The organism is Dryocola clanedunensis, from assembly GCF_038405435.1.
Taxonomy (GTDB): Bacteria; Pseudomonadota; Gammaproteobacteria; order Enterobacterales; family Enterobacteriaceae; genus Dryocola; species Dryocola clanedunensis_A.
The window spans coordinates 67,991-85,569 of the sequence record NZ_JBBYHZ010000004.1 but is presented as its reverse complement, the minus strand read 5'-3'; the positions used below and the strand labels follow the sequence as shown (position 1 = coordinate 85,569).

Below are 17,579 nucleotides of genomic sequence, written 5' to 3'. Positions count from 1 at the left end.
TTGTGGCTGGCGCGGGCTTTGGTGGTCTTTTAAGAATAATCCTAAAAGGAAAATGTGCAAATATTGCTATTGATTATTTGTCACGTAACAAAATGTGGGGGGTTATGAACGGAGTGATGTAAGGTACCGACTTTTCACGTTCTGAAAAATTAGACATTATTTACGCGAGCAGCGCTTCTGCGGTGGCTGAAAATAAGAATATTAGAAATACGTTAAGGCAGGGAATAACAATAAAAAGTGTGTGGCAACCCTTTTTACTGAAGCTGGTAATTAAGCTTAAATTTCCAGCGGCTAAGGGGTAACTTAGGCCGCATGTACAGCCTAAGTTGGTTTGAATTTTATGGCTTGCGGGCCACCAGTACGGCGCGCAGCGGGGCAGGGTAGCCTTCGATCGTTTTGGTAGGATCGTTCGGGTCGAGGAAGTCGGCCAGGGATTCAGTCGTCAGCCAGCTGGTCCGACGCTGTTCTTCGCTTGTGGTGTAGCAGTGGTCGACAATTTTCACATCGACAAAGCCGCATTTTTCCAGCCAGTTCTTCAGCGCCAGCGCAGACGGAATAAAGTAGACGTTACGCATCTGCGCGTAGCGTTCCCCCGGCACCAGCACCGTGTTCTCGTCACCTTCCACCACCAGCGTTTCCAGCACCAGCTCGCCCTCTTTAGCCAGCTGATTTTTTAGCTGATAAAGATGGTCCAGCGGCGAGCGGCGGTGGTAGAGCACGCCCATTGAAAATACCGTGTCGAAGATATTCAGCTCGGGAAGCTGTTCGATGCCCAGCGGCAGCACGTGAGCGCGCTGGTCGTTGCCCAGCAGCTTGCGCACCGCTTCAAACTGACAGACAAACAGCTGCATCGGGTCGATACCCACGGCCAGCTGCGCGCCCGCGCCTATCATGCGCCACAGGTGATAGCCGCTGCCGCAGCCGACATCAAGAATAGTCCGGCCAGCAAGCGGGGAGATGTGCGGCAGAACGCGATCCCATTTCAGGTCGGAGCGCCACTCGGTGTCGATGTCCACGCCGTACAGCGAGTAGGGGCCTTTGCGCCACGGCATCAGGTTGCGCAGCAGTTTCTCAATGCCCAGACGCTGGCCTTCGCTCAGCGGCGTCTGCGATTCGGCGGTGACGCTGTGCAGCAGATCCAGGCGGTACGGAGCCAGCTCCGGCAGATACTCAACCGTGTTGTACCAGTGCTTAAACTGGCCGTGAAGATTCTCGCGTTGCCAGGTGGCAATTTGCGCGGGCAGGGTTTCCAGCCACGGGGCCAGCGGGCTTTTTGCAATAAGCTGATAAAAATTACCAAAGTCGATCATGCCGGGGTTCCAGATTTCAGTGCAACTAAAGAGCCAAAGTTAAAGCACTGGAACCACAGTTCCGCGTGGTCAAAACCGGCTTGTTTGAGGCGTTTTTTATGGGTTTCTACGGAGTCGGTGAGCATGACGTTTTCCAGCATGCTGCGCTTCTGGCTGATCTCCAGCTCGCTGTAGCCGTTGGCACGCTTGAAGTCGTGGTGCATGTTAAACAGCAGCTCGCCAACTTCGTCATCCTCAAAGCTGAATTTTTCTGACAGCACCAGCGCGCCGCCAGGGTTCAGGCCCTGGTAGATCTTTTCCAGCAGCAGCTGGCGGTCGTCTGGTTCGAGGAATTGCAGCGTGAAGTTCAGCACGACCATGGACGCGTTTTCGATATGGATATCGCGGATATCACCTTCGATAACATCCACCGGCGTCTGCGCCTTAAAGGCGTTCAGATGGCGACGACAGCGTTCGACCATCGCCGGGGAGTTATCTACGGCGATAATTTTGCAGCCGTCGTGCTGAATATTACGACGCACCGACAATGTTGCCGCACCCAGCGAGCAGCCCAGGTCGTAAACCTGGCTTGCGGGCGTAACAAAGCGTTCGGCCAACATGCCAATCATCGAGATGATGTTGGAGTAACCCGGCACCGAGCGCTGGATCATATCGGGGAACACTTCCGCCACGCGTTCATCAAAGGTCCAGTCGCCCAGCTGGGCGATAGGTGCGGAAAACAGCATATCGCGGTCAGACATCACTTATATCCGGGAAATTCGAAAGGGCGTATTTTGCGTTAATGCAGCGAGAAAACCAACTCCCACGGCATATACCACAGATTCGCCAGCACCATTAGCAACAGTGAACACCAGGTGGCGCTCATGCCGGAACGACGCCAGCGCACCAGACGGTGATGGAATCCGTAGTAGTGCATCAGGCGGCCAGCGATAAGCAGGATGCCGCAAACGTGCACCATCCAGGTCTCCGCACCGTTCATTTCCATCAGCAATAACAGGATCAGCGCGACGGGAATATATTCCACCGCGTTGCCGTGCACGCGAATGGCGCTCTGGAGTTCGCTAAAACCCCCGTCGCCGTAGGAGACGCGGTACTGCAAACGCATGCGAACAACATCAAAAGAAAACTTAATCAGTAGCAAAGCACCCAGCACGGCGTAGAGCGCGCTTACCATACCTATATCCTTTAGAGCTACAGCGAGGCCTCTATGATAGCAGCGCTGAAAATGGCTGTCGCTATTCCTAAAACAACGACTCCTGGCCGGGAATAGCGGGTTCGTTACCGATGTCGGGAAAGGCCTGCTGCAGGCCGGGCCACAGGGTGTGGACAAGCTCCGGCACTTCACCAATGTCGGGCGTATGCAGGAAGAGGAACGGCGTGGAATTTTCCGCCCATTTGGGCAGGGTTTTCAGCCAGACCTGAAAGAAGTGCAGATTTTGCTGCATATCATCACTGCCGATGAAACGCACAAGCGGGTTGGCTGCGGTGACGAGTGCATGAACAGGCACCTTCGGTTTTTTGCGCTGCGCTTCGCGAATCGCTTCGTTGTGGGGCTTTGCACCATGCACCGGGCGGCTGTCCAGTATCGCGCGGTTGACGCCTCGCTCGTGCAGGCCACGGTTCAGCGCTTGCTCATCGGCGCTTTTATCAAAGAATGATGGATGGCGCACTTCCACGCCGTAGGTGAAATCCTTCGGCAATGTATCCAGAAAGTTCCACAGCGCCGGGAGGTCTTTTGGGCCAAAGGTAGCGGGAAGCTGTAACCAGTATTGCCCGATACGATCTGCTAAAGGGGAAAGGCGGTCAAAAAACTCGGCGGTGAGATCGCCACACTGGCGTAACGCCGCATGGTGGGAAATCGTGGCCGGGAATTTAAAGCAAAAGCGGAAATCGTCGCTGGTCTGTTCGCGCCAGCGCAGCACGATTTCGGCTTTCGGCAGGGCATAGAGCGTGGTGTTGCCCTCCACACAGTTAAAGTGACGGGCGTAATCCTCAAGGGAGGTTATGCCCAGCCGCACCCACTTAGGATGCGACCATTGTGGAAGGCCAATGTACATCATTCTACTCGTCATCCTTCAGGCTGTAGGGGTGTTGGCTGCACTCCTTCGCCCCAGTCACTTACTAAAGTAAGCTCCCGGGGACTCTCTCCCTTGCCGCCTACCTACAGCTCGAATGCTATAGGGTAGAAGGCACCCGTTTACAATGCAGCCAGGACTTCTTCTGTAGAACGAACGCGGCCAATACGCGGGAAGATATTGGTCATGCTGCCCTGGTGCTGGGCGGCGTCCGCTGCGGCACAGGCATCCTCAACAACGAACAGATTAAAGCCCAGCTCCCATGCGTTACGAGCGGTGGACTCCACGCCGATATTGGTGGAGATGCCGGTCAGCACGATGGTATCGATGCCACGACGACGAAGCTGTAGCTCAAGGTCGGTGCCGTAGAACGCGCCCCACTGGCGCTTAGTGACTTCCAGATCGCTCTCTTTTTTGCCCAACGCAGCCGGGTACTGCCACCAGTTTTCTGGCAGGGAGTGCGCGCCGGCCTGCGCATCAACGGGCTGTTTCAGCGCTTCGGCAAAATCTTTCGACCAGCCGACGCGTACCATGATCACCGGCGAGCCGTTCGCACGGAATTTTTCGGCCAGTTTTGCGGAGCGAGCCACAACATCCTGCGCGGTATACGGACCACCGGCAAACGGCAGGATCCCTTCCTGTAAATCGATCACCACCAGCGCGGTGCGGGAAGGATTCAGTTCTAAAGTATTGGTTTGTGACATACGGCGACTCCGGTTCAAAATGGGTTTGCGGTGAATACCTTACGATGGAACCCCGGTTACACAGTTTACTATTTTTGTTAATTTTTGTGAGAATTGGCAAGTTCGGGCGCTTTAGAACGCAGCAGTCGCTCGCTTCGGGCTTATCGCCGGGCATTATTTCCAGTATAATAGCCCCCTTTTTTCATCCATATCAGACAGACAAAATAGCGGCCACCGTGGTGCCTGGCATGCAGGCAGCAACCCGTGCGCGGCTAATTAAAGGGATATCTCATGCGTACAGTATATTGCGGGCAGCTCAATCCATCCCATGTTGGGCAACAGGTCACGCTGTGTGGCTGGGTCAACCGTCGCCGTGACCTCGGTAGCCTTATCTTTATTGATATGCGCGATCGCGAAGGCATCGTGCAGGTGTTTTTCGACCCGGACCGTCAGGACGCGTTTAAGCTGGCTTCCGAACTGCGCAATGAGTTCTGCATTCAAATCACCGGCACCGTGCGTCCGCGTGATGAGAAAAACATCAACAAAGATATGGCTACCGGCGCGGTAGAAGTCTTCGCCACCGATCTGACCATCATCAACCGTTCAGAATCGCTGCCGCTTGACTCCAACCACGTCAACACCGAAGAAGCGCGCCTGAAATTCCGCTATCTGGATCTGCGCCGCCCGGAAATGGCTAACCGCCTGAAAACCCGTGCGAAGATCACCAGCTTCGTGCGTCGCTTTATGGACGACCACGGTTTCCTGGATATCGAAACCCCAATGCTGACTAAAGCGACGCCGGAAGGCGCGCGCGACTACCTGGTGCCAAGCCGCGTTCATAAAGGCAAGTTCTACGCGCTGCCGCAGTCCCCGCAGCTGTTCAAACAGCTGCTGATGATGTCCGGCTTCGACCGCTACTATCAGATCGTAAAATGCTTCCGTGACGAAGACCTGCGCGCCGACCGCCAGCCTGAATTCACCCAAATCGACGTCGAAACTTCCTTCATGACCGCGCCACAGGTGCGTGAGGTGATGGAAGAGCTGGTGCGTAAACTGTGGCTGGACGTGCAGAACGTTGACCTGGGCGACTTCCCGGTGATGACCTTCGCCGAAGCCGAGCGCCGCTACGGTTCCGACAAGCCGGACCTGCGTAACCCAATGGAGCTGGTGGACGTAGCCGATCTGGTTAAAGACGTGGAGTTCAAAGTCTTCTCCGGCCCGGCTAACGATGCCAAAGGCCGCGTTGCCGCGCTGCGAGTGCCGGGTGGCGCACAGTTAAGCCGCAAACAGATTGACGATTACGGCAAGTTCATTGAGATTTACGGCGCGAAAGGGCTGGCTTACATCAAGGTGAACGAGCGCGCTAAAGGCATTGAAGGCATCACCAGCCCGGTTGCCAAGTTCCTGAATGCTTCCATCGTGGAAGAGATTCTGGCCCGCACCGGCGCGCAGGATGGCGACATGATCTTCTTCGGCGCAGACAGCAAAAAAGTTGTTGCTGACGCGCTGGGCGCGCTGCGTCTGAAGATTGGTAAAGACCTGAAAATTACCGATGAGAACAAGTGGGCGCCGCTGTGGGTTATCGACTTCCCGATGTTCGAAGACGACGGTGAAGGCGGCCTGACCGCGATGCACCATCCGTTCACCGCGCCGAAGGACATGACGCCAGAGCAGCTGGCTGCCGACCCTGAAGCCGCCGTGGCTAACGCCTACGACATGGTTATCAACGGTTACGAAGTCGGCGGTGGCTCGGTGCGTATCCACAACGGCCAGATGCAGCAGACCGTGTTTGGCATCCTGGGTATTAATGAAGAAGACCAGCGCGAGAAGTTTGGCTTCCTGCTGGACGCGCTGAAATACGGTACCCCGCCGCACGCGGGCCTGGCGTTTGGCCTGGATCGTCTGACCATGCTGCTGACCGGAACCGACAACATCCGTGATGTTATCGCCTTCCCGAAAACTACCGCTGCGGCGTGTCTGATGACCGAAGCCCCAAGCTTTGCTAACCCAACGGCGCTGGCCGAGCTGGGCGTTGCGGTAATCAAAAAGGCTGAGAAAGAATAAGATGGCCTTTAAGCGTCCCGTCTCGGTACTGGTAGTGATTTTCGCGCAGGATACCGGACGGGTGCTGATGCTACAGCGGCGCGACGACCCTGACTTCTGGCAGTCGGTTACCGGCAGCATAGAAGAGGGGGAAAGCGCGCTGCAGGCTGCACTTCGCGAAGTCAATGAAGAGGTCGCCATCGATGCTGCTCACGAGCAGATCGCCATGGTCGACTGCCAGCGTTGTGTGGAGTTTGAAATTTTTACACATTTGCGTCATCGCTACGCGCCGGGCGTTACGCGTAATACAGAATACTGGTTCTGCCTTGCGCTGCCTCATGAACGTCAGATAACCATTACGGAACATCTGGCCTGGAAGTGGACCGACGCCAAAGCGGCGGCGGCCATGACCAAATCATGGAGCAACCGGCAGGCGATTGAAGAGTTTGTAATTGATGCCGCCTGAAAAAGGCGCTTTTGGAGATTGTTATGGCAGGTCATAGTAAGTGGGCCAACACGAAGCACCGCAAAGCGGCACAGGATGCCAAGCGCGGTAAGATTTTTACCAAAATTATCCGTGAGCTGGTAACAGCGGCACGTCTGGGCGGCGGCGATGCAGGTTCCAACCCGCGTCTGCGTGCAGCTATCGATAAAGCGTTATCCAACAACATGACGCGCGACACCCTGAACCGTGCCATCGCACGTGGCGTGGGCGGCGATGAAGACGCGAACATGGAAACCATCATTTATGAAGGTTACGGTCCCGGCGGCTCTGCGGTAATGGTGGAGTGCCTGAGCGACAACCGCAACCGTACCGTGGCGGAAGTGCGCCATGCGTTCAACAAGTGTGGCGGTAACCTGGGCACCGACGGCTCCGTAGCCTATCTGTTCACCAAAAAAGGCGTCATCTCTTATGCCCCTGGCAAAGATGAAGACACCGTGATGGAAGCCGCGCTGGAAGCCGGTGCCGACGACGTTGTGACCTACGAAGACGGCGCAATCGACGTCTTCACCGCATGGGAAGATATGGGTGCGGTGCGCGACGCGCTGGAAGCCGCTGGTCTGAAAGCCGACGAAGCAGAAATCTCTATGATCCCGTCCACCAAAGCGGACATGGATGCAGAGACCGCGCCTAAGTTGATGCGCCTGATCGACATGTTAGAAGACTGCGATGACGTGCAGGAGGTTTACCACAACGGTGAGATCTCTGACGAGGTGGCGGCAACCCTTTAATGGCGTTGTCCGTGACCGTTAACCTGTTTACGGGAGACGCGTGATGGCGATTATTCTCGGCATTGACCCGGGATCGCGCGTCACCGGTTACGGCGTTATCCGCCAGACCGGTCGCCAGCTGACCTATCTCGGCAGCGGCTGCATCCGTACTCAGGTAACCGACTTACCCTCGCGACTGAAGCTAATCTACGCGGGGGTGAGCGAAATCATCACCCAGTTCCAGCCGGAATACTTCGCGATTGAATCCGTTTTTATGGCGAAGAACGCCGACTCGGCGCTCAAGTTAGGCCAGGCACGCGGCGCTGCGATTGTGGCGGCGGTAAACCAGGATCTGCCGGTATTTGAGTATGCCGCCCGTCAGGTAAAACAGACGGTGGTCGGCATCGGTAGCGCAGAGAAGAGCCAGGTGCAGCACATGGTGCGCACGCTGCTGAAACTCTCTGCTAACCCGCAGGCGGATGCGGCGGATGCGCTGGCGATTGCCATCACGCACTGCCACGTGACGCAGAACTCAATGCAGATGAGTGACACCCGGCTTAACCTGTCGCGGGGAAGATTAAAATAACCAGGGCTGGATATTCATCCAGCCTTTCTTATATGATAAGCCAAATTTTTTGCACAACCGCAGGAGCATAACGTGATTGGTCGACTCAGAGGTCTCATCCTTGAAAAACAGCCGCCTTTAGTTTTAATGGAAGTGGGCGGCGTAGGGTATGAAGTCCATATGCCGATGACCTGCTTCTATGAGCTGCCGGAAACCGGCAACGAAGCGGTGGTGTTTACCCAGTTTGTCGTGCGTGAAGACGCCCAGCTGCTGTATGGCTTCAACAACAAGCAGGAACGAACCCTGTTCCGCGAGCTGATTAAGGTGAACGGCGTTGGCCCGAAGCTGGCATTGGCGATCCTGTCCGGCATGTCCGCGCAGCAGTTCGTGAACGCCGTTGAGCGTGAAGAAATTGGCTCGCTGGTCAAGCTGCCTGGCGTGGGCAAGAAAACCGCCGAGCGCCTGATTGTCGAAATGAAAGACCGCTTCAAAGGCATGCATGGCGATCTCTTTACCCCGGCGGCCGATCTGGTGCTGACCTCGCCTGAAAGCGGGGCGACGGACGACGCCGAGCAGGAAGCGGTTGCCGCGCTGGTGTCTCTGGGCTATAAACCTCAGGAAGCAAGCCGTATGGTCAGCAAAGTGGGCCGCGCCGGTGCCGATTGCGAAACCCTGATCCGCGAAGCACTCCGTGCCGCACTGTAGCGCTCCTGAGGTAAATAAAGGATGATTGAAGCAGACCGTCTGGTATCCCCGGACACCATCACCCCGGACGAGCTGATTGACCGGGCGATCCGTCCGCGAATGCTGGCGGATTACGTCGGCCAGCCGCAGGTCACCTCGCAGATGGAGATCTTCATCGAGGCGGCGAAGCTGCGCGGGGATGCGCTCGATCATCTGCTGATATTTGGTCCGCCGGGGCTGGGTAAAACGACCCTGGCTAATATCGTTGCCAACGAAATGGGCGTAAACCTGCGGACGACTTCCGGCCCGGTGCTGGAGAAAGCAGGGGACCTGGCGGCAATGCTCACCAACCTTGAGCCGCACGACGTACTGTTCATCGATGAAATCCACCGTCTTTCCCCGGTCGTGGAAGAAGTGCTCTATCCGGCAATGGAAGACTACCAGCTGGATATCATGATCGGCGAAGGCCCGGCGGCCCGCTCCATCAAAATCGATCTCCCTCCGTTCACGCTGATTGGCGCAACCACGCGCGCAGGCTCCCTGACATCCCCGCTTCGCGACCGCTTCGGCATCGTGCAGCGGCTGGAGTTTTATCAGGTCAAAGATCTTCAGCACATCGTCGGGCGTAGCGCCAGCGTGCTGGGTCTTGAGATGAGCGAAGACGGCGCGTTCGAAGTGGCTAAACGCGCGCGCGGCACGCCGCGTATCGCCAACCGCCTGCTGCGCCGCGTGCGTGACTTTGCGGAAGTCCGTCACGACGGCACCATCAGCGCAGAAATCGCCTCCCAGGCGCTGGATATGCTGAACGTGGATACCGAGGGCTTTGACTATATGGACCGCAAGCTGCTGCTGGCGGTGATCGATAAGTTTCTCGGCGGCCCGGTAGGGCTGGATAACCTGGCGGCAGCCATCGGTGAAGAGCGTGAAACCATCGAGGACGTGCTGGAACCGTTCCTCATTCAGCAGGGCTTTTTACAGCGTACTCCGCGTGGCCGCATGGCAACGCCTCGCGCCTGGACCCACTTCGGGATTGTGCCGCCGGAGGCATGATTTTCAGAGCCTGAAATATTCTTAGATACTAATGTTTTAAACTGACTTTCCTGTGCAAAGGCTTTAATCTTTGCACAGGTCGTTCCACATATCGCTGTAGATAATGTTTCCATCGGAGTTCTGTTCTGGCCGTGGGGAGAGGTACGGCGATGCCGTCGCTATTTGTGTTTTCCGGCATGATATTGAAATGCTAGGGCTCAATACCCTATCCCCGAATACGGTACATCTTTTTGGTCAGTTATTAAATAATTCTACCCGGCATGCGCTCACCATTTTATACAAACTATTATGAGTGCGAGGAATAGTGGGATAGGCCATAAGGGACCATCCGGGAGAAAGTGCAAAAAGATAAAGGCGAATATGATTGTCAGTACGGCTGGCCCGTAATACGAAACTAACGATTTGAATACTCGTTTAAACACCCTCTTAATAAGAGTCATCATAATTATCGAATCATCCTGGTAATCATATCTGCTATATCGCGATCAGACACCCACTGTGCTCCAGGCATGGCGACTCGTTCAAATAATGGCTCAATGAGGAAATACATCATTTCCAGTTCATGTTCGTATAACACAGAGTAATAAATGGGAGAGGTATACTGAAGGCGGTAGGCGCTATCTGCTGCTTTCTGTATGACACCATAAATCGCTGCCACCCCTACAAGCCCGGCCGCCTTCCCTCCTGCTAAGGCGCTCATATCAAGATTTAAGTTCAGACCGATGGTGACGGCAGAGGCAACCGCTAACGCGAACCCCGCGCTTGTGAGCGAACTGGCAGCAATGTGGACATTAACCGCCATTAGCATTTGTTTAATGCGCTCTATTTGATCGGATGTCTTGTATTTAAATATTTCTTCGAAATAGAGTTTAAGCATCTCATAGATGACGTCTCCATGCTGAATGAGATGGATAATACTATTTTTGAATCGGATATCTTCAGACTTTTGACGTTGACAGACGTCCTGATATTCATCGGTAAAACAGGATGTATAATATAGCGCGCGCTTAGCACCTGCGCCTATAGTTTCAAGTTGATTTGATACCGCTTTCTCCACGCCCATTAATGCATGGTCAAGCTTAAGTGCGAGAATATGATTAGACTGCAAATAGCTGATAACTTCATTGTTATAGTACATTGCCGCTCCTGGCTACCGTATATTAAGTCCTTTAGTAAATATTAAACGCTTAAAGGTGATGGGTAAACGATAAAAGGCGGGTGACTTTGTGATCTGGGTTTAAAATTTAGCTGAATTATAGTTGAAGGAATAAGAATATTTCCTCTCCCGAAGGAGAGGAGAAAATAAGGGGGGAAATTTAAAACTTATGCCGCCGTCTTCTTCATCATGCTAACCACGAACAAAGCCGCGGCGCAGAGTACGACCGATGGGCCAGCAGGCGTGTCGTAAAACGCCGAGAAGGTCAGCCCACCCGTTACTGCCAGCATACCAATGCCAACGGCAATACCTGCCATTTGCTCGGGGGTGCGGGCGAAGCGTCTGGCGGTTGCCGCCGGGATGATAAGCAGGGAGGTGATAATTAACGCCCCGACGAATTTCATTGCCACGCCAATCGTCAGCGCCGTTACCAGCATCAGCAGCATTTTTGTCCGCTGCAGGTTTACGCCGTCTACGTGCGCCAGATCCTGGCTGATGGTCATCGACAATAAATTGCGCCACTGCCAGAGCAGCACGCCGACCACAACTATAACGCCAATTCCGATGGAAATCAGATCCGGCATCGTGACCGACAGCAGGTCGCCAAACAGGTAGGCCATAAGGTCAACCCGCACGTTCTTCATCAGGCTTACGACCACCAGGCCCAGCGACAGCGCGCTGTGCGCCATAATTCCCAGCAGGGTATCAATCGCCAGGTGAGGACGCTTCTCAAGCCACACCAGCCCGATTGCCAGCAGCAGCGTCACCGCAATCACCGCATAAAAAGGATTCACGTTCAGTAGCAGGCCAAATGCTACGCCGAGCAGGGAGGCATGGGAGAGCGTATCGCCAAAATAGGACATACGACGCCAGACGACGAACGAGCCTAACGGGCCTGCCGCGCAGGCAAGCAGCATGCCGGCAAGCCAGCCGGGTAATAACAATTCAATCATGACTGGCCATTCCCTCTGCGCAGAATAATGCGTCCTGTTAGATCGTGACGGTGGTTATGGTGGTGGCGATATATCCCCAGCTGTTCGGCGCCGCGCTGGCCAAACATGGAGATGAATTCAGGGTGCATAGAGACGACCTCCGGCGTACCGGAACAGCAGATGTGATGATTAAGACACAGCACATCGTCCGTTTTTGCCATCACCAGGTGCAGATCGTGAGAGACCATCAGCACGGCGCACTCCAGCTCGTGGCGAAGCTGGTCAATCAGGTTATACAGCGCCAGCTGGCCATTGACGTCAACGCCCTGTGTCGGCTCATCCAGCACCAGCAGCTGCGGGCTGTTGAGCAGCGCACGGGCCAGCAGCACGCGCTGGTTTTCGCCGCCGGAAAGTTTTTGCATTGGTGCATCAACCAGATGGGCCGCCTGCACGCGTTTTAGCGCGGGCAGGATATCCGCTTTCCTGACGCCAGGGCGCAGCCGCATAAACCGATTGACCGTCAGCGGCAGCGTGGCGTCCAGATGAAGCTTTTGCGGCACATAGCCAATGCGCAGGTCGCGGTCACGCTTGATCACCCCTTCATCAGGTGCTACGAGCCCGAGTACCACGCGGACGAGCGTAGATTTGCCTGCGCCATTGGGGCCAAGCAGGGTGAGGATTCGACCCGGCTTCAGGTCGAGCGAAATGTCAGACAGCACGCGGCGCTGCCCGAACGAAACGGAGATATTTTCCAGTGATACTAAATTTGTCATGACAATTTCAGGGGTTGCAGAAGTTAGCGGATGTTATAATATCACACTTCCCGCAATCACAATGATGATAAGTCGCATTATGTTACATAAAAACACAGTTCTTTGCGCAGCCCTTTCTGCCGTGCTTTGGGGCGCTGCGGTGCTGCCAGCGCAGGCGGCGGTCGTTGCCTCCATTAAACCTTTGGGATTCATAGCTTCGGCCATTGCGGACGGGGTAACTACAACCGAAGTACTGCTTCCCGACGGTGCTTCAGAGCATGATTATTCACTTCGTCCGTCAGATGTAAAACGCTTACAGGGCGCGGACTTAGTTGTCTGGGTTGGGCCGGAGATGGAAGCCTTCATGCAGAAGTCCGTCAGCCAGTTACCTCAACAAAAACAAGTCACACTCGCGACGCTCGACGGCGTGAAACCGCTGCTCATGAAGGGCGGTGACGACGACGAGCATGAGCATGACGATCATGACCATTCAGCTGAAAATAGTGACGCCGATCACCATCATGGTGAATACAACATGCATATTTGGCTTAGCCCTGAGATAGCGCGCCTGTCGGCGGTTGCAATCCACGATAAATTAGTGGAACTTATCCCCGGAAATAAAGCCAAATTAGACGCCAACCTGCAGCGCTTCGAGTCAGCATTAGCCAGCACCGACAAGCAGGTTGGTACCGTGCTCGCACCACTGCAAGGCAAAGGGTATTTCGTTTTTCACGACGCCTACGGCTACTTTGAAAAACACTACGGATTAACGCCTCTGGGCCATTTTACCGTTAACCCTGAGATCCAGCCTGGTGCGCAGCGTTTACATGAGATCAGAACACAGTTGGTTGAGCACAAAGCGGTCTGCGTTTTTGCTGAGCCACAGTTCAGGCCAGCGGTTATCAATGCCGTAGCCAGAGGCACCAGCGTTCGCTCCGGCACGTTAGATCCTCTGGGAATCGGGGTCGCGCCCGGCAAAGACAGCTACATGCAGTTTTTGACCGGCCTTGCGAACCAGTATGCGAGCTGCCTGAAAGGAGATTAACGAGGAAGTGAATACGTGCAACAGATAGCCCGCTCTGTCGCCCTGGCATTTGACAATCTGTCCCGACCCCATCGCGTTATGCTGGGGTCGCTTACAGTCCTTACCTTAGCGGTCGCCGTCTGGCGGCCGTACGTCTACCACCCCGAAGCCAGCCCCGTCATTAAAACCATCGAGCTGCAGAAAAGTGAGATTCACTCGCTTTTGCCTGAGGCGAGTGAGCCTATCGATCAGGCCACGCCTGACGGTGACGATGACGCCATCCCACAGGATGAGCTGGATGACAAAACCGCCGGTGAAGCTGGCGTCCACGAATACGTCGTCTCCACGGGCGATACGCTCAGCAGCATTCTCAATCAGTACGGTATCGACATGGGCGATATCAGCCAGCTTGCTGCGGTGGATAAAGACCTGCGTAACCTGAAAATCGGTCAGCAAATCTCCTGGACCCTGACCGACGACGGCCAGCTGCAGCGCCTGACGTGGGAAATGTCCCGTCGCGAAACCCGCACCTATGACCGCTCCGGCAGCACCTTTAAAGCCAGCAGCGAAATGCAGCAGGGCGACTGGGTAAACAGCGTGCTGAAAGGTACCGTTGGCGGCAGCTTCGTCACCAGCGCCAAAAACGCAGGCCTGACCAGCGCTGAAATCAGTTCTGTCATTAAAGCCATGCAGTGGCAGATGGACTTCCGCAAGCTGAAAAAAGGCGATGAGTTCTCGGTGCTGATGTCCCGCGAAATGCTGGACGGCAAGCGCGAACAAAGCCAGCTGATGGGCGTTCGCCTGCGCAGCAGCGGTAAAGACTATTACGCTATTCGCGCTGAGGACGGGAAATTCTACGACCGCAGCGGTTCCGGGCTGGCGAAGGGCTTTATGCGCTTCCCGACCGTGAAGCAGTTCCGTATCTCCTCTAACTTCAACCCGCGTCGCCTTAACCCGGTTACCGGGCGTATCGCACCTCACAGGGGTGTCGATTTCGCCATGCCGCAGGGGACGCCAGTACTGGCGGTGGGCGACGGCGAAGTAATGATTGCCAAGCGTAGCGGGGCGGCAGGGTACTTTGTGGCGATTCGTCATGGCCGTACCTACACCACGCGCTATATGCACCTGAAAAAGCTGCTGGTGAAACCTGGGCAGAAGGTAAAACGCGGTGACCGTATCGCGCTGTCCGGCAATACAGGCCGTTCTACTGGCCCGCACCTGCACTATGAAGTGTGGATTAACCAGCAGGCGGTTAACCCACTGACGGCGAAATTGCCGCGCACAGAGGGTCTGGCGGGCAAAGATCGTCGCGATTATCTGGCTCAGGTACGCGAAGTCACCCCGCAGCTGCGCTTCGATTAAGCCATTGCGGCGCGCATAAAATGAAAGCCGGTTCCGCGTAACCGGCTTTTTCTTTTGTCTGGCGGCACCTGCGCCGCTAAACTACCTCTACATTCATAGAACAATGATTTGAAGCGGTACTGAGAATCTGCATGGAAAAAGCAAAAAAAAGTCATAGCGAATTCATTCCCGAGTTTCAAAAGGCCTTCTGGCATCCGCGCTACTGGGGCGCGTGGCTGGGCGTTGGTGCTTTTGCCGGGCTGGCGCTACTGCCGCCCTCGCTGCGCGATCCGCTACTAGGCAAAGTGGGTCGTATCGCCGGTCGCTTTGGCAAAAGCGCGCGCCGCCGCGCACAAATCAACCTGCTTTACTGCTTCCCTGAACTCCCGGAAGCCGAACGCGAAGCGATTATCGACGAGATGTTTGCCACCGCGCCGCAGGCGATGGTGATGATGGCCGAGCTTGGCCTGCGCGACCCAAAAAAGGTGATGCAGCGCGTGGACTGGCACGGCAAAGAGATTATCGACGAGCTGAAGGCGAACGGCGAGAACGTGATCTTCCTGGTGCCGCACGGCTGGGGCGTGGACATTCCCGCGATGCTGCTGGCCTCCGAGGGGCAGAAGATGGCAGCAATGTTCCATAACCAGGGGAACGCGCTGTTTGACTACGTATGGAATACGGTACGCCGCCGTTTTGGTGGCCGCCTGCATGCCCGTAACGACGGCATCAAGCCGTTTATCAGTTCGGTGCGCCAGGGCTACTGGGGCTACTATCTGCCGGACCAGGATCACGGCGCTGAGCACAGCGAATTCGTGGACTTCTTTGCCACCTATAAGGCGACGCTGCCGGCCATTGGCCGTCTGATGAAGGTCTGCCGCGCACGCGTCGTGCCGCTGTTCCCGGTCTACAACGGAAACACCCACCGTCTGGATATTTTTATCCGTCCGCCAATGGATGATTTAACGGATGCAGACGATAACCGCATCGCGCGCCGCATGAACGAAGAGGTGGAGATTTTTGTCCGCCCCAATCCGGAGCAGTACACCTGGATCCTCAAGCTGCTGAAAACGCGTAAAGAGGGGGAAACTGAACCCTATAAGCGTAAAGAGCTTTATCCTAAGAAATAAAGGGGCCGAAAGCACCCTAAATGGATGACAAACATCTCTTGTAGGTCGGATAAGCGTAGCGTCATCCGACACGGCAGCTATCAATGGTGGATGACGCTTTCGCTTATCCACCCTACAAAACCAGAAATAAGAAAGGGGCCGGAAGGCCCCTTTTTTGTGACACAATTTTTACTCAACGCAAAGGATACGCGTGGTGTTGGTTGTGCCGATGGTGCTCATCACGTCGCCCTGGGTGACGATAACCAGATCGCCGGACATCAGGTAGCCTTTATCACGCAGCAGGTTCACCGCGTCACTGGCTGCGGCAACGCCGTCGCTGGCGCTGTCGAAATGCACCGGCGTCACGCCACGGTACAGGGACGTCAGGTTCAGGGTGCGTTCATGACGGGACATGGCGAAGATTGGCAGGCCGGAGCTGATACGCGAGGTCATCAGCGCGGTGCGGCCAGATTCGGTCATGGTGATGATAGCGGTAACGCCTTTCAGGTGGTTGGCCGCATACATCGCCGACATGGCAATCGCTTCTTCCACATTGTCGAACTGTACGTCGAGACGGTGTTTGGAAACGTTGATGCTTGGGATTTTTTCCGCACCCAGACAAACGCGCGCCATTGCGGCCACGGTTTCAGCCGGATACTGGCCCGCTGCGGTTTCCGCTGACAGCATTACCGCATCGGTGCCATCCAGCACGGCGTTTGCCACGTCCATGACTTCCGCACGGGTAGGCATTGGGTTGGTGATCATCGACTCCATCATCTGGGTCGCGGTGATCACCGCACGGTTCAGCTTACGCGCGCGGCGGATCAGGGTTTTCTGAATGCCAACCAGCTCAGGGTCGCCAATCTCAACGCCCAGGTCGCCACGGGCAACCATGACTACGTCTGACGCCAGGATCACATCGTCCATGGCCGCTTCGTCACAGACGGCTTCCGCACGCTCCACTTTCGCCACAATCTTCGCATCGCAGCCTGCTTCACGAGCCAGACGACGAGCATAGTTCAGGTCTTCGCCACAGCGCGGGAAGGAGACGGCCAGGTAATCAACGCCAATTTTTGCCGCGGTGAGGATATCTGATTTGTCTTTTTCGGTCAGCGCTTCTGCGGACAGGCCGCCACCGAGTTTGTTGATGCCTTTATTGTTGGAGAGCGGGCCACCGACGGTCACTTCGGTGAAGACTTTCATGCCCTGAACTTCCAGCACTTTTAACTGTACGCGACCATCATCCAGCAGCAGGATGTCGCCGGTTACCACGTCGGCAGGCAGACCTTTATAGTCGATGCCAACGCGTTCTTTATCGCCTTCACCTTTACCCAGGTTGGCATCAAGCAGGAATTTGTCGCCAATATTGAGGAAGACTTTGCCTTCTTTGAAGGTGGACACGCGAATTTTCGGACCCTGCAAATCGCCCAGAATAGCGACATGACGACCCAGTTTCGCGGCAATTTCACGAACCTTATCCGCACGCAGCTGGTGGTCTTCCGCCGTGCCGTGAGAGAAGTTCATACGCACCACGTTGGCACCGGCGGCAATAATCTTTTCCAGATTGTTATCGCGGTCTGTGGCCGGGCCTAAGGTGGTAACGATTTTGGTTCTGCGTAGCCGTCTGGACATGTATTACTCCGTTG

Annotated in this window: 18 protein-coding genes; 9 read left to right on the top strand and 9 right to left on the bottom strand. The window is 55.5% G+C overall.

All coding sequences use genetic code 11. The features are described 5' to 3' along the window. Nucleotides 1-338 precede the first annotated feature (338 nt). The 5 genes from cmoB to AAE045_RS10910 all read right to left on the bottom strand — a co-directional run bounded on the left by cmoB (nt 339) and on the right by AAE045_RS10910 (nt 4,089). On the bottom strand, nt 339-1,310 hold the full coding sequence (gene cmoB, locus AAE045_RS10930; protein WP_455547748.1) for a tRNA 5-methoxyuridine(34)/uridine 5-oxyacetic acid(34) synthase CmoB: 972 nt from the start codon (nt 1,308-1,310) through the stop codon (nt 339-341). Next, complete coding sequence (cmoA, locus tag AAE045_RS10925; protein ID WP_202300728.1) at nt 1,307-2,050, bottom strand: carboxy-S-adenosyl-L-methionine synthase CmoA; 744 nt, start codon at nt 2,048-2,050, stop codon at nt 1,307-1,309. Before cmoA ends, cmoB begins: the two co-directional genes overlap by 4 nt. A 38-nt stretch (nt 2,051-2,088) precedes the next feature. After that, on the bottom strand, nt 2,089-2,484 hold the full coding sequence (locus AAE045_RS10920) for an MAPEG family protein (protein WP_455547747.1): 396 nt from the start codon (nt 2,482-2,484) through the stop codon (nt 2,089-2,091). A 67-nt stretch (nt 2,485-2,551) separates the two neighbouring features. After that, a complete protein-coding gene (locus AAE045_RS10915) occupies nt 2,552-3,370 on the bottom strand; it encodes a DUF72 domain-containing protein (RefSeq protein WP_455547746.1) in 819 nt (272 codons plus the stop codon). Between the two features lie 137 nt (nt 3,371-3,507). Beyond that, on the bottom strand, nt 3,508-4,089 hold the full coding sequence (locus tag AAE045_RS10910) for a hydrolase (protein ID WP_455547745.1): 582 nt from the start codon (nt 4,087-4,089) through the stop codon (nt 3,508-3,510). Nucleotides 4,090-4,359: 270 nt separating this feature from the next. Between AAE045_RS10910 and aspS the strand changes: the two genes are divergently transcribed. The 6 genes from aspS (at nt 4,360) to ruvB (ending at nt 9,622) form a co-directional block, all read left to right on the top strand. Then, nucleotides 4,360-6,132, top strand: a complete 1,773-nt coding sequence (gene aspS, locus AAE045_RS10905) for an aspartate--tRNA ligase (RefSeq protein WP_455547744.1) — start codon at nt 4,360-4,362, stop codon at nt 6,130-6,132. A gap of 1 nt (nt 6,133) precedes the next feature. Beyond that, nucleotides 6,134-6,577, top strand: a complete 444-nt coding sequence (nudB, locus tag AAE045_RS10900) for a dihydroneopterin triphosphate diphosphatase (protein ID WP_202300721.1) — start codon at nt 6,134-6,136, stop codon at nt 6,575-6,577. A gap of 23 nt (nt 6,578-6,600) precedes the next feature. Next, nucleotides 6,601-7,344: a YebC/PmpR family DNA-binding transcriptional regulator gene (locus tag AAE045_RS10895; protein WP_455547743.1), complete on the top strand. Its 744-nt coding sequence runs from the start codon at nt 6,601-6,603 to the stop codon at nt 7,342-7,344. A gap of 43 nt (nt 7,345-7,387) precedes the next feature. Further along, the gene (ruvC, locus tag AAE045_RS10890) at nt 7,388-7,909 is read left to right on the top strand and encodes a crossover junction endodeoxyribonuclease RuvC (RefSeq protein ID WP_202300719.1); all 522 of its coding nucleotides are present in this window, start codon (nt 7,388-7,390) and stop codon (nt 7,907-7,909) included. A 72-nt stretch (nt 7,910-7,981) separates the two neighbouring features. Next, nucleotides 7,982-8,593: a Holliday junction ATP-dependent DNA helicase RuvA gene (gene ruvA, locus AAE045_RS10885; RefSeq protein WP_455424779.1), complete on the top strand. Its 612-nt coding sequence runs from the start codon at nt 7,982-7,984 to the stop codon at nt 8,591-8,593. A gap of 21 nt (nt 8,594-8,614) precedes the next feature. Next, on the top strand, nt 8,615-9,622 hold the full coding sequence (gene ruvB / locus AAE045_RS10880; protein WP_455547742.1) for a Holliday junction branch migration DNA helicase RuvB: 1,008 nt from the start codon (nt 8,615-8,617) through the stop codon (nt 9,620-9,622). A 445-nt stretch (nt 9,623-10,067) separates the two neighbouring features. Here ruvB and AAE045_RS10875 read toward each other — a convergent pair whose 3' ends face one another. The 3 genes from AAE045_RS10875 to znuC all read right to left on the bottom strand — a co-directional run bounded on the left by AAE045_RS10875 (nt 10,068) and on the right by znuC (nt 12,483). Continuing rightward, the gene (locus AAE045_RS10875) at nt 10,068-10,760 is read right to left on the bottom strand and encodes a hypothetical protein (RefSeq protein WP_455547741.1); all 693 of its coding nucleotides are present in this window, start codon (nt 10,758-10,760) and stop codon (nt 10,068-10,070) included. A gap of 185 nt (nt 10,761-10,945) precedes the next feature. Beyond that, nucleotides 10,946-11,731, bottom strand: coding sequence for a zinc ABC transporter permease subunit ZnuB (znuB, locus tag AAE045_RS10870; RefSeq protein ID WP_455547740.1), 786 nt, complete (start codon nt 11,729-11,731; stop codon nt 10,946-10,948). Continuing rightward, on the bottom strand, nt 11,728-12,483 hold the full coding sequence (znuC, locus tag AAE045_RS10865) for a zinc ABC transporter ATP-binding protein ZnuC (RefSeq protein WP_455547739.1): 756 nt from the start codon (nt 12,481-12,483) through the stop codon (nt 11,728-11,730). The genes znuB and znuC overlap by 4 nt, the downstream gene beginning before the upstream one ends. Before the next feature lie 79 nt (nt 12,484-12,562). Here znuC and znuA point away from each other — a divergent pair, with 79 nt between their 5' ends. From znuA to lpxM, 3 genes are all read left to right on the top strand, one after another. Next, nucleotides 12,563-13,507 (top strand): zinc ABC transporter substrate-binding protein ZnuA, encoded by a 945-nt coding sequence (znuA, locus tag AAE045_RS10860; RefSeq protein ID WP_455547738.1) that lies wholly within the window; start codon nt 12,563-12,565, stop codon nt 13,505-13,507. A gap of 15 nt (nt 13,508-13,522) precedes the next feature. After that, complete coding sequence (mepM, locus tag AAE045_RS10855) at nt 13,523-14,848, top strand: murein DD-endopeptidase MepM (protein ID WP_455547737.1); 1,326 nt, start codon at nt 13,523-13,525, stop codon at nt 14,846-14,848. 131 nt (nt 14,849-14,979) lie between these two features. Next, nucleotides 14,980-15,954, top strand: coding sequence for a lauroyl-Kdo(2)-lipid IV(A) myristoyltransferase (lpxM, locus tag AAE045_RS10850; RefSeq protein ID WP_455547736.1), 975 nt, complete (start codon nt 14,980-14,982; stop codon nt 15,952-15,954). A 168-nt stretch (nt 15,955-16,122) separates the two neighbouring features. On the opposite strand, the gene pyk is transcribed toward lpxM, so the two are convergent. Continuing rightward, on the bottom strand, nt 16,123-17,565 hold the full coding sequence (gene pyk, locus AAE045_RS10845) for a pyruvate kinase (RefSeq protein ID WP_455424770.1): 1,443 nt from the start codon (nt 17,563-17,565) through the stop codon (nt 16,123-16,125). Nucleotides 17,566-17,579: the final 14 nt, after the last annotated feature.